The organism is Microbacterium sp. F01 (assembly GCF_056156365.1).
Map to the genome: position 1 here is coordinate 683956 of NZ_CM149592.1, position 12791 is coordinate 696746.

At 67.0% G+C, this 12791-nt stretch carries 15 protein-coding genes; all 15 read left to right on the top strand.

Features of this window, described 5'->3' with window-relative positions; genetic code table 11:
• Window positions 1–156 precede the first annotated feature (156 nt).
• The 15 genes from ACVN90_RS02945 (at window position 157) to rplN (ending at window position 12787) form a co-directional block, all read left to right on the top strand.
• Window positions 157–375 (top strand): hypothetical protein, encoded by a 219-nt coding sequence (locus tag ACVN90_RS02945; RefSeq protein ID WP_475100705.1) that lies wholly within the window; start codon window positions 157–159, stop codon window positions 373–375.
• A gap of 350 nt (window positions 376–725) precedes the next feature.
• Complete coding sequence (locus ACVN90_RS02950) at window positions 726–4661, top strand: LPXTG cell wall anchor domain-containing protein (protein ID WP_475100706.1); 3936 nt, start codon at window positions 726–728, stop codon at window positions 4659–4661.
• Window positions 4662–5181: 520 nt separating this feature from the next.
• Entirely contained in the window at window positions 5182–6597 is a 1416-nt protein-coding gene (locus tag ACVN90_RS02955) for a hypothetical protein (RefSeq protein ID WP_475100707.1), read from the top strand.
• Between the two features lie 477 nt (window positions 6598–7074).
• Window positions 7075–7383 carry a 30S ribosomal protein S10 gene (rpsJ, locus tag ACVN90_RS02960; RefSeq protein ID WP_018171443.1) on the top strand — a complete coding sequence of 103 codons (309 nt, stop codon included), beginning with the start codon at window positions 7075–7077 and terminating at the stop codon, window positions 7381–7383.
• 8 nt (window positions 7384–7391) lie between these two features.
• A complete protein-coding gene (gene rplC, locus ACVN90_RS02965; protein WP_475100708.1) occupies window positions 7392–8051 on the top strand; it encodes a 50S ribosomal protein L3 in 660 nt (219 codons plus the stop codon).
• Window positions 8052–8055: 4 nt separating this feature from the next.
• Complete coding sequence (rplD, locus tag ACVN90_RS02970; RefSeq protein WP_116196825.1) at window positions 8056–8718, top strand: 50S ribosomal protein L4; 663 nt, start codon at window positions 8056–8058, stop codon at window positions 8716–8718.
• On the top strand, window positions 8715–9014 hold the full coding sequence (gene rplW / locus ACVN90_RS02975; RefSeq protein WP_159846879.1) for a 50S ribosomal protein L23: 300 nt from the start codon (window positions 8715–8717) through the stop codon (window positions 9012–9014). Before rplD ends, rplW begins: the two co-directional genes overlap by 4 nt.
• Before the next feature lie 24 nt (window positions 9015–9038).
• On the top strand, window positions 9039–9878 hold the full coding sequence (gene rplB / locus ACVN90_RS02980) for a 50S ribosomal protein L2 (protein ID WP_116194494.1): 840 nt from the start codon (window positions 9039–9041) through the stop codon (window positions 9876–9878).
• A gap of 12 nt (window positions 9879–9890) precedes the next feature.
• Window positions 9891–10172, top strand: coding sequence for a 30S ribosomal protein S19 (gene rpsS / locus ACVN90_RS02985; protein WP_045275479.1), 282 nt, complete (start codon window positions 9891–9893; stop codon window positions 10170–10172).
• Window positions 10173–10194: 22 nt separating this feature from the next.
• Complete coding sequence (gene rplV / locus ACVN90_RS02990) at window positions 10195–10593, top strand: 50S ribosomal protein L22 (RefSeq protein WP_045301488.1); 399 nt, start codon at window positions 10195–10197, stop codon at window positions 10591–10593.
• Window positions 10593–11375, top strand: coding sequence for a 30S ribosomal protein S3 (gene rpsC / locus ACVN90_RS02995; protein ID WP_159846877.1), 783 nt, complete (start codon window positions 10593–10595; stop codon window positions 11373–11375). Before rplV ends, rpsC begins: the two co-directional genes overlap by 1 nt.
• Window positions 11375–11794: a 50S ribosomal protein L16 gene (gene rplP, locus ACVN90_RS03000; protein WP_018171451.1), complete on the top strand. Its 420-nt coding sequence runs from the start codon at window positions 11375–11377 to the stop codon at window positions 11792–11794. The genes rpsC and rplP overlap by 1 nt, the downstream gene beginning before the upstream one ends.
• Window positions 11794–12108 carry a 50S ribosomal protein L29 gene (rpmC, locus tag ACVN90_RS03005; protein WP_116194492.1) on the top strand — a complete coding sequence of 105 codons (315 nt, stop codon included), beginning with the start codon at window positions 11794–11796 and terminating at the stop codon, window positions 12106–12108. Before rplP ends, rpmC begins: the two co-directional genes overlap by 1 nt.
• On the top strand, window positions 12108–12422 hold the full coding sequence (gene rpsQ, locus ACVN90_RS03010; protein WP_056371390.1) for a 30S ribosomal protein S17: 315 nt from the start codon (window positions 12108–12110) through the stop codon (window positions 12420–12422). The genes rpmC and rpsQ overlap by 1 nt, the downstream gene beginning before the upstream one ends.
• Entirely contained in the window at window positions 12419–12787 is a 369-nt protein-coding gene (gene rplN / locus ACVN90_RS03015) for a 50S ribosomal protein L14 (RefSeq protein ID WP_045301495.1), read from the top strand. The genes rpsQ and rplN overlap by 4 nt, the downstream gene beginning before the upstream one ends.
• Window positions 12788–12791 lie beyond the last annotated feature (4 nt).

The following is a 12791-nucleotide window of genomic DNA, read 5'->3' on the forward strand; positions in this document are numbered from 1 at the left end:
TGCGAGAAGCCCCCGGGAGTGATCCCGGGGGCTTCTCCGCGTCTCGGGCCGCTCTGCGGCTCGGACACCGGGTGGCGCGCCAGGGGTTCCGCCGCAGCATCCGTCCCGACAGGATGGGTCTGGGCGCCTCGCCGGGGGGCGTGCGAAGGAGTGAGCATGGGCGGTTTCGACGACCTCGTCAACCAGGGCAAGGACCTGTACGAGCAGAACAAGGACAAGATCGGCGAGTTCTTGAAGTCCGAGCAGGCCGAGGACATCAGCGACAAGGTGCTCGACGGCGCCTCGGGGCTCGCCAAGAAGGTCGTGCCGGAGGAGCACCACGACACGGTCGACGACCTCCGCGGGAACGTCGACGGCGCGGTCGGCAACCAGTAGCGGAATCATCGAGGAGCGGCCCGGGGCGACCCGGGCCGTTTTCGTGTTTCCTCAGGACCACCAACGGGATCCATGGGACGTGCGGTCTCGATTTCGTGCTGACGCTTGACGCGGGCGGATGCCCGCAATACCTTTGCCAGCGGGAACACGTTTCGGCTCGTGTTTGGGGAGATAGTCGAACCCGGGGATTTGGGGTCTCCGCGTTCTGTGGTTCATCAACTCGCAGCGAGTCGTGACGTGCTGGGAGGGGCCTCTAACTGGGGCACCCTGTGTCGATTCGACCAAGGGTGAAGTTGATGTTCAGTCGTACTTTTGTGCGCGCCTCGAAGTCTGAGGGTCCGCGCCGCCGCATGCGTCAGGAGCGGAACGAAGAGCGCAGGATCGCGCTCCAGAACCGCTGGTACGTGGGAGGGCTCGCCGCGATCGTCGCGAGTTCGCTCGTCTTCTCGGGCATCTCCCCAGCGTCGGCGGAGGAGGTGACCACAGACCCCGCCGCCACGACCGAGGCGACGCCGACAGAGTCGACATCGACGGATGCTGCGCCCCTGCCGCCTGCGGAGGAGCCGGCCGTCGAAGAGCCCGCAGCGGAGGAGCCGGCCGCGGAAGAGCCTGCTGCCCCCGCTGAAGAACCGACGGTCGAGGAGCCGGCCGTGGAAGTGGCGGATGCTCCGGTGGCCGCTCTCGCTGCTCCCGCGGAGGACGTGATCGCGCCGCTCGCCGTGAGCTGTACGCTCAACGGCACCTTCGAGATCGACGCGAACTACGAGCCGGGCACGTGTGGCGGCAATGACTGGACGAACGTCGCCCACGATGAGGCGACTCAGGGTGGCACCTACCAGACGTCGAACAAGGACGACTCCGACCCGGCCGGCTGGACGTCGTCGGGCAGCACGCCTCCCAAGGGCGACTTCGCGCGTGTGTATTCCTACGCGCAGTCCGTGGGCGACAACTACTACCTGAACTTCGCGTGGGAGCGGAGCCAGGAGAACGGCACTGGCGGCTACCTCATCGAGGTGACGAACGCCGGTGCCACGACTGCGCCTGATGGCACGCCGCAGCCGAACCGGTCGAACGGTGGAGTCCTGTTCGTCATCACGACGCAGGGCGGTGGCGCACCCGTCCTCTACGAGACCTGCACCTACACCTCTGTCGGCGACTACCCCGGTGTGTGCGTGCCCTACGACGGCAGCGGCTTCATCAGCGTGGTGAACGACGCACCCGTCACCAACCCCCACGGCGAGGTCCTTCCTGCAGGCCAGTTCTTCGAGATCGGCATCAACGTCACCGACCTCACGGACGGCGTCGTCAAGCCCGGTTGCCCCGCACCGTCGGCGGCGACCGCCTACATGCGCAGCTTCACCGGGCAGCTCGCCGACCCGTCGAAGAACCTCAAGGGTTACATCGAGCCCCTGACGATCACCCCGCCGTCGACCTGTGTGCCGCTGACGGCGACCAAGACCGCGGTTCCGTCGTTCGTCCGCGACTACAACTGGCAGATCGAGAAGACGGTCGATCCCGCGAGCGCCACGGTGCGCCCCGGTGAGAACGCGACGTTCGACTACACCGTGACGGTCACACCCTCGGCGCCGATCGATTCGGGCTACTCCGTCAAGGGCGTGATCACGGTCACCAACACCAACCCGATCGACGTGCCGATCACCGGCGTCACGGACTCGATTCCCGGTGCGCAGTGCACGATCACGACCCAGCAGCTGCCGACCGTGCCGAAGAACGGCGGCACCGCGCAGGTCGAGTACAGCTGCACGCTCCCCTCGGGAACGGCCGGAACGAACACGGCGACCGTCACCTGGGACTCGTCGGCGATCCCGGCCGGTTCGACGAACGCGACCGCGGACTTCACGTTCGCGGGAGTCGCGCCCAGTTCGACGACGGATGCCTCGGTGACCGTGTCCGACACGGCCGCTGAGTTCGACGGGCCGAAGACCGTCACCGACGTCACCAAGCCCACGGTCTTCGAGTACTCGCGTGACCTCGGCGACGACGTCGCCGCCGGCGCGTGCAAGGAGTACGACAACACCGCGACGATCGCCGCGACGAGGACGCAGCCGGAGCTCTCCGACAGTGCGACAGTCGAGGTCTGCACCGGTGAGAACCTGACGATCGAGAAGAACGTCGTGGTGAGCCTGACGCGCACATACGCGTGGGACATCGACAAGAGCGTCGACCAGACGGTCCGGACCGTCGATGAGAACGGCGAGGCGACCTTCGAGTACACCGTCGAGGTGACTCCGGGCGCCGCAACCGACTCCGATTGGGCGATGGAGGGTGAGATCGACGTCGCCAATCCGAACGACTGGGACGTGACGGCGACGGTGACCGATGTGCCCTCGTTCGACGGAGTCTCGTGCGTCGTGACAGGCGGCGTCGACGCGACGATCCCCGCCAACTCGATCAAGACGTTCGAGTACACCTGCAGCTTCTCGGAGGACGGCCCCTTCCTCACGGGTTCCAACAAGGCGACGGTCACGTGGGACGCCGACGAGGCGTACAGCGCGAACTCGAGCGCCGAGTACACCGCGCAGATCACCGAGCTCTCGTGGGACAAGACTCTCGTCAACGAGACCATCACGGTGATCGACGACAAGACCGACCCGGCCAACCCGGTGACTCTCGGTACCGCCACGTGGAACGCGGACGGCACGCCGACGGAGTTCACCTACGAGGTGACGTTCGACGGCACGCCGGGTGAGTGCGTCGACTACACGAACACGGCATGGATCAAGGAGACGGGTCAGGACGACACAGTCACCGTGACGGTCTGCGACTACGCCGACCTCACGGTGACGAAGACCGCCGAGCCCGCCTTCGACCGCGAGTACGCCTTCAGCATCGAGAAGGACGCCGAAGAGACGAGTCTCATCGTCGACCCGGAGACCGGCACGGCCACGGCGAGCTACACCGTCACCGTGACGGACGAGGCCGCCACCGACAGCGACTTCACGGTGTCGGGCGTCATCACGGTGACGAACCCGAACAGCGTGGATGTGCCGCTCGGCACCCTGACCGACAAGATCGGCGACACGACCTGCACGCTGCAGCTGCCGGCCGACCTCGAGGTTCCGGCGGGTGGAGAAATCGAGGTGTCGTACACGTGCGCCCTGCCGCACGCGACGCCGACCACCACCGGAACCAACGTGGCCAGCGTGACCTGGGACGAGGAGGAGCTGCTCGGCACGAGCGGGTCGGCATCGGGCTCGAAGGACTTCGACTTCGCCGACGCCGAGATCACCGACGTCAACGACAAGACGATCACAGTGCTCGACGACCTCACCGACCCGGAGAGCGAGCCGGTGGAGCTCGGCCAGCACACCTGGACCGCGGAGGGCGCGTGGGAGGCGTTCGAGTACGACCTCGAGCTCGAGGGCGTTCCCGGCGCGTGCGTCGACTACACGAACACGGCGTGGATCGAGGAGACGGGTCAGGAGGCCGATGAGACCGTCGAGGTCTGCGCTTACCTGGACCTCACCGTCAGCAAGACGGCCGAGGGCTCGTTCGATCGCGACTACGACTGGACGATCGCCAAGACGGTGGACCACACCTCGGCGACCGTCGGGGTCGGTGCATCGGCGAAATTCGGCTACACGGTGACGGTCACGCCGTCTGCTGCTGAAGACTCGAACTTCGTGGTCTCCGGCAACATCACGGTCGAGAACCCGAATGAGATCGATGTGACGATCACGCTCGACGACCTTCTGCCCGGTGGTGAGTGCGAACTCGCCGGGCTCGAGGATCTCGTGATCCCTGCGGGGGCGACGAGCGTCTTCCCGTACGAGTGCACTCTGCCGGACGCGACCGCCGAGACGGCTGTCACGAACACGGTGGACATCACCTGGGATGCCGAGGAGCTGCCCGGCACGTCGGGTGCTGCCACCGCGACCGCCGACGTGGACTTCGCCGAGGTGACGCCCGCGACGACGGACGAGACGGCGACCGTTTCCGACACGGCGGCAGAGTTCGGCGGCGAGGTCGTGCTCAACGCGGTCGACGGTGAGACGGTCTTCACGTACTCACGTGACCTGTCGACCGTCGACGGTGCGTGCGCGAAGCACCCGAACACCGCCACGGTCGCCCCGTCGCACGATGACCCCGCCTCGGCGTCGCAGTCGGTCGAGGTGTGCCCTGCGGGGCAGCCGCCGCTGCCCGCGACGGGCGGCGGACAGGTGCCGCCGCTGCTGGTCATCCTCGGCCTGATCGCCCTGCTCGGAGGCACGACGATGCTGATCGTCGCCCGTCGCCGTCGCGGCGAGGCCAAGGCCACCCTCTGATAGCGAGAGAGAGCGGGACCCCCGATGCCCGCTCTCTCCTGCTCACAGCCCCCGCATCATCGGGATGGATGCTCGAGCCCCTCGCGCCCCAAAGGCGAGGGGCTCGAGTGTGTGCGGGGATTCCGTGGAGGGACGGATGCTGCGGGCCGCAGCATCCATCCCGCGCGCCGATTTCGCGCATCCGGGCGTGTCGCGATAGCCTGCACGAACGGCGGTTCTCCGCCTGCTTCGCACTCCGCGGGAAGGAGCGCGAACACCGGACCCACCCAGCCTGAACGAGTGGGATCGACCCCGTCCCCCGACGGGTGAACGATGCGCCCCCGCGCACCGAGAAAGACGCGGCACCCCCGTGCCGCAGCACAGCAATGCCGACGTGCCCCCGCACGTCGCTGGGATGTACGGCACGCTCCGGTGTGCCGCTGGGATGTACGGCGCACCTCGGTGCGCCGCTGGGACGGCGCCGTGCGCCGATAAGGGGAGGAACACTGTGCCTGCAGTGCGCAAGCGAACATTGAAGGCTTTGGCTGGGGCGCTGGTCGCCGCCGCCCTCGTGGTGGCACCGCTGGTGACCGCCGGAGCATCGGCGGCGCCGAAAGACGACGCTCCGCTCACCTGGCCTGCCGACACCGTCGGCGAAAAAGGTGTGCTGGAGACGTTCACGCCCGCGGCGAACAAGGCACCGTACTGGGAGACCCGGTACGCGGCCTTCAACGCGACATGCTTCGCCCACGACGTCAATGACAAGACGCCGCACGGCTCGATCACCGATGAGGGCCTCACCGTGACCCTCTCGGAGTTCGACGAGTCGTGGGGCTACGACGGCTGGGTCGCGCTGATCATCAAGGGCGCGACCACGAACAGCGTCATCGACCACCCGAATGCAGGTGTCGCGTATGCGTCGCCCCCGACCGGGAGCGGCCAGCAGTCGGACGTCTCGCACTGGATCGTCTGCAAGGGCGACGTGCCCGAGACCGAGCCCACGGTGGTCACGCCGACGCTGACGTTCTCGCTTCCGAGCTGCCTCGCGGCGGGCACGCTGACCCTGAGCGACAATGTCGATTGGGTCTCGGAGCCCAACGAGGACGGTTCCACGACGTGGACGGCCCTGCCGAAGGAAGGCGATGTCTTCGAGACGGGCGCCGAGAGCAGCTGGATCGTTCCCAAGCTGGACAAGCTGACCGAGAACTGCGAGCCTCCGGCGCCGAAGGTCACGGAGACCGAGAAGACCGCGTTCGACTGCACGAGCACGACGGCGATCGTCACGAAGACGACGACTACGACGCCCTACGTGTGGGACGAGGCCACCAAGACCTGGATCCTCGGGACCCCGAAGTCCGTCGACTCGACCAGCGAGCGCCCGCTCACGCCGGAGGAGGTCGCCGAGAACTGTGACCTGATCCCGGGTGAGATCGAGTCCGTGTGCGTCGGCGACGTGCCGTTCCTCGGCTATGAGGTGTCGCTGCCCGAGGGCTTCGAGACCGAAGACGAGAACCCCGTCACCATCACCTTCGTGAACCCGGAGGGCGAGGACTACGTCGTGCCGGGCACGCACCCGCTCAGCGGCACCGTCCTGTGGCCGGGCGCCTCGAACGGCACGCCGAAGATGTGGCCGGGCTGGGAGCTCGTGAACGGCGAGTACGTGAAGACCGACGGCAACTTCGACTGGACGCGCAACGGCGTCACGGTCCGCTTCGAGGTGAACCCCTCGTTCGAGACCGAGGTCGCCTACCCGGCCGCGAGCGCGGTCTGCGCCAACCCGCCCGTGGGCGGCGGCGACCCGACCGGCACGCCGGCCGCGACCGACCCGAAGGCCCTCGCGGCCACGGGCGGCGGCATCAGCCCGATGTTCGCGGTCGCTGGTGGCGCCGTCCTGTTCGCGGGCATCGCGGTCGTCGCATTCGCCGCGTACCGTCGCCGCCACGCGGGCACCGAGTGACGGCTTGACAAGTAGGTAGAGAGGGCGGTCGCGCGCAGCGCGGCCGCCCTTTCGCGTGGGGGCGCAGCATCCATCCCGGTCCGCCCCTGGGAAACGCCCGAGCATACCTGCGTCGCGACACGCCCGAGTTTGCGACACGCCCGGGCTGCACGTAGACTAGTGAGGTTCCACATTCCGACGCCCCTCTTGGCGTGCGTCGGATCACTGCCAGGGCAGTGCATAGGCAGCGCAGACGCGCAGGGTCCTAGGCCGCGGGCAGCAGAACCACCACATCACGAATCCACCTCGGGCGGAGCTTTGCTTCGCGCGCGGGGGAGGACGGATGCCGGGACGCGGCGCTTCGGCGCGGCACCCGGATTGACAGCAGAACAGCGGTGCAGCACGCACTGCGTAAGCGGTGCAGAAGTGCCATGGCGCTTTGCGCCACGTGCGTCCAATGCCACACGGGTATGACGCGAGAAAGAGAGTGAGCAGACAATGGCGGGACAGAAGATCCGCATTCGCCTGAAGTCGTACGACCACGAGGTCATCGACTCGTCGGCACGGAAGATCGTCGACACCGTGACCCGTGCGGGCGCGACGGTCGTGGGCCCCGTGCCCCTTCCGACGGAGAAGAACGTGATCGCCGTGATCCGTTCTCCCCACAAGTACAAGGACAGCCGCGAGCACTTCGAGATGCGCACCCACAAGCGTCTGATCGACATCATCGATCCGACGCCCAAGGCTGTCGACTCGCTCATGCGCCTCGACCTTCCGGCCGATGTCAACATCGAGATCAAGCTCTGAGGTTCGACATGGCTGACATCAACAACAAGATTTCCAAGGGCCTGCTCGGCACCAAGCTCGGCATGACCCAGGTCTGGGATGAGAACGGCAAGCTCGTTCCCGTCACCGTCATCGAGATCGCCCCGAACGTGGTCACCCAGGTTCGCACGCCCGAGAAGGACGGCTACAAGGCCGTGCAGATCGGCTACGGGCAGATCGACCCCCGCAAGGTGAACCAGCCCCTCACGGCCCACTTCGAGGCCGCGGGTGTCACCCCGCGCCGTCACCTCACCGAGATCCGCACCGCGGACGCCGCTGACTACTCACTCGGTCAGGAGCTCACGGTGGACGGCACGTTCGAGGCCGGCCAGCTGGTCGACGTCGTCGGCACCAGCAAGGGCAAGGGCACCGCGGGTGTCATGAAGCGCCACAACTTCAAGGGTGTCTCCGCCTCGCACGGTGCGCACCGCAACCACCGCAAGCCCGGTTCGATCGGCGCCTCGTCGACCCCGAGCCGCGTCTTCAAGGGCATGCGCATGGCCGGCCGTATGGGTGGCGAGCGCGTGACCGTCCTCAACCTCAAGGTGCACGCCATCGACGCCGAGAAGGGTCTGCTGCTCGTCAAGGGCGCCGTCCCCGGTGCTCGCGGCCGCATCGTCTACGTCCGCAACGCAGTGAAGGGTGCCTGATCTCATGGCTGACTCGACTCTCGCGCTCGACGTCGTGAAGGCAGACGGCAAGAAGGCTGGCTCGGTCCAGCTTCCCGCCGACCTCTTCGACGTCAAGACGAACATCCCGCTCATCCACCAGGTCGTCGTCGCGCAGCTCGCGGCGGCTCGCCAGGGCACCCACTCGACCAAGCGTCGCGGTGAGGTCTCGGGCGCCGGCCGCAAGCCCTTCAAGCAGAAGGGCACGGGTAACGCCCGCCAGGGCTCGATCCGCGCGCCGCACATGACCGGTGGTGGCATCGTCCACGGCCCGAAGCCGCGTGACTACGCGCAGCGCACCCCCAAGAAGATGATCGCGGCCGCCCTGCTGGGCGCGCTCAGCGACCGTGCTCGCGGCGAGCGTCTCCACGTCGTGGAGTCGTTCGGCATCGAGGGTGCTCCGTCGACCAAGGCCGCCGCTGCGGTCCTGACCGGTCTCGGCGCCACCAAGAACGTGCTCGTGGTCGTGGACCGCTCGGACGACATCAGCGTCCTCAGCGTCCGCAACATCGCGTTCGCCCACGTGCTGCCGGCTGACCAGCTCAACGCCTACGACGTGCTCGTCTCGGACGACATCGTCTTCACCAAGGCCGCCTACGACGCGTTCGTCGCGTCCAAGAGCGCCGCCACCGAGGAGGTCTCGGCATGACCGGCATCAATAAGGACCCGCGCGACATCATCCTGAAGCCGGTCGTTTCGGAGAAGAGCTACGGGCTCATCGACGAGGGCAAGTACACCTTCCTCGTCGACCCCCGCGCCTCGAAGACCGAGATCAAGCTCGCCATCGAGAAGATCTTCGGCGTCAAGGTCGCAGCGGTCAACACGCTCAACCGCACGGGCAAGGCCCGTCGCACCCGCTTCGGCACCGGCAAGCGCAAGGACACCAAGCGCGCCATCGTGACCCTGAAGTCGGGCACCATCGACATCTTCACGGCAGTCGGCTGACGGTCGGGATAGAGGACTAGAGATATGGCTATTCGCAAGTACAAGCCCACGACCCCGGGTCGCCGCGGCTCGTCGGTGGCCGACTTCGCCGAGATCACCCGATCGACGCCTGAGAAGTCGCTCCTCCGCCCGCTCAGCAAGACCGGTGGCCGCAACAACCAGGGCCGCATCACCACGCGTCACATCGGTGGTGGCCACAAGCGTCAGTACCGCGTCATCGACTTCCGTCGTAACGACAAGGACGGCATCAACGCCAAGGTCGCTCACATCGAGTACGACCCCAACCGCACCGCGCGCATCGCGCTCCTGCACTACTTCGACGGCGAGAAGCGCTACATCATCGCGCCGAACAAGCTGGCGCAGGGCGACATCGTCGAGTCGGGTCCGTCGGCCGACATCAAGCCGGGCAACAACCTGCCGCTGAAGAACATCCCCACCGGTACCGTGATCCACGCGATCGAGCTCCGCCCCGGCGGCGGCGCGAAGCTGGCCCGCTCGGCCGGTGCGTCGGTTCGCCTCGTGGCGAAGGACGGCCCCTACGCCCAGCTGCGTCTGCCCTCGGGCGAGATCCGCAACGTCGACGCGCGCTGCCGCGCGACCGTCGGCGAGGTCGGCAACGCCGAGCAGTCGAACATCAACTGGGGCAAGGCCGGCCGTAACCGCTGGAAGGGCATCCGCCCGACCGTTCGCGGTGTCGCCATGAACCCGGTCGACCACCCGCACGGTGGTGGTGAGGGTAAGACCTCCGGTGGTCGTCACCCGGTTTCGCCGTGGGGTCAGGCCGAAGGCCGCACCCGTCACGCGAACAAGGAAAGCGACAAGTACATCGTCCGTCGTCGCAACGCCGGCAAGAAGCGGAAGTAGGAGTAGAGGAAGATGCCTCGCAGCCTTAAGAAGGGCCCCTTCGTCGACGAGCACCTGCTTCGCAAGGTCGTCGTCCAGAACGAAGCCGGCACCAAGAACGTCATCAAGACCTGGTCGCGCCGTTCGATGATCATCCCGGCCATGCTGGGTCACACCATCGCCGTGCACGACGGACGCAAGCACATCCCCGTGTTCGTGTCCGAGACCATGGTCGGCCACAAGCTGGGCGAGTTCGCGCCCACCCGCACCTTCCGCGGCCACGTGAAGGACGACAAGAAGGGCCGCCGCCGCTGACGCGGGGGCAGAGGAGAGAGAAATGGTGGAGTCCATCGCACGCGTGCGACACATCCGCGTGACCCCTCAGAAGGCTCGTCGTGTCGTTGCGCTCATCAAGGGCAAGCAGGCTGAGGAGGCCCTGGCCATCCTCAAGTTCGCACCGCAGGGTGCGAGCGAGCCGATCTACAAGCTCGTCGCCGCCGCGATCGCGAACGCTCGCGTCAAGGCGGACAAGGACGGCGAGTACCTGGACGAGCAGGACCTGTACGTGAAGAACGCGTACGTCGACGAGGGCACGACGCTCAAGCGTTTCCAGCCCCGCGCGCAGGGTCGTGCCTTCCAGATCAAGAAGCGCACCAGCCACATCACCGTCGTGCTCTCGACCCCCGAGGTCGCTGAGACGGCGCCGGCTGCCAAGAGCAAGAAGGCGAGCAAGTAATGGGACAGAAGGTCCACCCGTACGGCTTCCGCCTCGGCATCACGACCGACCACGTGTCGCGTTGGTTCTCGGACTCGACGAAGCCCGGCCAGCGTTACGCCGACTACGTCGCCGAGGACATCCGCATCCGCAAGCTCCTGCAGACCCAGCTCGACCGGGCCGGCGTGAGCAACATCGAGATCGAGCGCACCCGTGACCGCGTTCGCGTCGACATCCACACCGCCCGTCCGGGCATCGTGATCGGTCGCCGCGGCGCCGAGGCCGAGCGCATCCGCGCCGACCTCGAGAAGCTCACCGGCAAGCAGATCCAGCTGAACATCCTCGAGGTCAAGAACCCCGAGGCCGACGCTCAGCTCGTCGCGCAGGGCATCGCCGAGCAGCTCACCGCTCGCGTGGCGTTCCGCCGCGCGATGCGCAAGGGCCTGCAGGGCGCTCAGCGCGCCGGCGCCAAGGGCGTCCGCATCCAGGTCTCCGGCCGCCTCGGCGGCGCCGAGATGAGCCGCTCGGAGTTCTACCGCGAGGGTCGTGTGCCGCTGCACACGCTGCGCGCGAACATCGACTACGGCTTCTACGAGGCGAAGACCACCTTCGGCCGCATCGGCGTGAAGGTCTGGATCTACAAGGGCGACCTGACCAACAAGGAGCTCGCTCGCGAGCAGGCGAACGCGCCGAAGTCGGACCGTCGTCGTGACGACCGTCGTGGTGGCCCGCGCGGCGACCGCGGCGAGCGTGGCGGCGAGCGCCGCAACGAGGCCCCCGTGGCAGAAGGAGCGTCGGCGTAATGCTCATCCCCCGCAAGGTCAAGTACCGCAAGCAGCACCACCCCGGCCGTTCCGGCCAGGCCACCGGTGGCACCAAGGTGTCGTTCGGTGAGTTCGGCATCCAGGCCCTCACGCCCGCTTACGTGACGAACCGTCAGATCGAGTCCGCTCGTATCGCGATGACCCGTCACATCAAGCGTGGCGGAAAGGTGTGGATCAACATCTACCCCGACCGTCCGCTCACGAAGAAGCCGGCCGAAACCCGCATGGGTTCCGGAAAGGGTTCGCCCGAGTGGTGGGTCGCAAACGTCAAGCCGGGTCGCGTCCTCTTCGAGGTCGCCGGCGTCAACGAGGAACTCGCTCGTGAGGCCCTGACCCGTGCCATCCACAAGCTGCCGCTCAAGGCACGCATCATCAAGCGCGAGGAGGGCGACGCGTAATGGCGATCGGCACCAAGACGCTCGCCCCGAGCGAGCTCGACACGTTCGAAGACCAGCGCCTCGTCGAGGAGCTGCGCAAGGCCAAGGAAGAGCTGTTCAACCTGCGCTTCCAGTCGGCCACCGGCCAGCTCGAGAGCCACGGCCGCATCCGTGCGGTCAAGCGCGACATCGCGCGGCTCTACACCGTGATCCGTGAGCGCGAGCTCGGCATCCGTGCCACGCCCGCGCCGCTGGAGACCGCGACGAAGGCGAAGAAGACGAAGGCCAAGAAGTCGGATGAGACTTCCGAGGCCGCGAAGGAAGAGGCCGAGTGATGGCTGACAAGAAGCAGGCCGCTGAGGTCGAGCACGGCGAGCACGACGTTCGCGACGCCGACGCCCGTGGCTACCGCAAGGCCCGCCGTGGCTACGTCGTCAGCGACAAGATGGACAAGACCATCGTCGTCGAGGTCGAGGACCGCGTGAAGCACCCGCTCTACGGCAAGGTCATCCGCCGCACCTCCAAGGTGAAGGCGCACGACGAGACCAACTCCGCCGGCATCGGCGATCTCGTCCTCATCAACGAGACCCGCCCGCTGAGCGCCACCAAGCGCTGGCGTCTGGTCGAGATCCTGGAGAAGGCCAAGTGATTCAGAACGAGTCCCGCCTCAAGGTCGCCGACAACACGGGCGCCAAGGAGCTGCTCACCATCCGCGTTCTCGGTGGCTCGAACCGCCGCTACGCGGGCCTGGGTGACATCATCGTGGCCACCGTCAAGGACGCGATCCCGGGCGGCAACGTCAAGAAGGGCGACGTGGTCAAGGCCGTCGTCGTCCGCACCGTCAAGCAGACCCGTCGTGCCGACGGTTCGTACATCAAGTTCGACGAGAACGCCGCCGTCATCCTGAAGAACGACGGGGAGCCCCGCGGCACCCGTATCTTCGGACCGGTCGGTCGTGAGCTTCGCGACAAGAAGTTCATGAAGATCGTCTCGCTCGCACCGGAGGTGATCTGACCCC

Bases quoted from the DNA above. Each gene is read 5' to 3' on its own strand.
- ACVN90_RS02945 (WP_475100705.1), top strand. From the start codon at position 157: ATGGGCGGTTTCGACGACCTCGTCAACCAGGGCAAGGACCTGTACGAG.
- ACVN90_RS02950 (WP_475100706.1), top strand. From the start codon at position 726: ATGCGTCAGGAGCGGAACGAAGAGCGCAGGATCGCGCTCCAGAACCGC.
- rpsJ (WP_018171443.1), top strand. From the start codon at position 7,075: ATGGCGGGACAGAAGATCCGCATTCGCCTGAAGTCGTACGACCACGAG.
- rplC (WP_475100708.1), top strand. From the start codon at position 7,392: ATGGCTGACATCAACAACAAGATTTCCAAGGGCCTGCTCGGCACCAAG.
- rplD (WP_116196825.1), top strand. From the start codon at position 8,056: ATGGCTGACTCGACTCTCGCGCTCGACGTCGTGAAGGCAGACGGCAAG.
- rplW (WP_159846879.1), top strand. From the start codon at position 8,715: ATGACCGGCATCAATAAGGACCCGCGCGACATCATCCTGAAGCCGGTC.
- rplB (WP_116194494.1), top strand. From the start codon at position 9,039: ATGGCTATTCGCAAGTACAAGCCCACGACCCCGGGTCGCCGCGGCTCG.
- rpsS (WP_045275479.1), top strand. From the start codon at position 9,891: ATGCCTCGCAGCCTTAAGAAGGGCCCCTTCGTCGACGAGCACCTGCTT.
- rplV (WP_045301488.1), top strand. From the start codon at position 10,195: ATGGTGGAGTCCATCGCACGCGTGCGACACATCCGCGTGACCCCTCAG.
- rpsC (WP_159846877.1), top strand. From the start codon at position 10,593: ATGGGACAGAAGGTCCACCCGTACGGCTTCCGCCTCGGCATCACGACC.
- rplP (WP_018171451.1), top strand. From the start codon at position 11,375: ATGCTCATCCCCCGCAAGGTCAAGTACCGCAAGCAGCACCACCCCGGC.
- rpmC (WP_116194492.1), top strand. From the start codon at position 11,794: ATGGCGATCGGCACCAAGACGCTCGCCCCGAGCGAGCTCGACACGTTC.
- rpsQ (WP_056371390.1), top strand. From the start codon at position 12,108: ATGGCTGACAAGAAGCAGGCCGCTGAGGTCGAGCACGGCGAGCACGAC.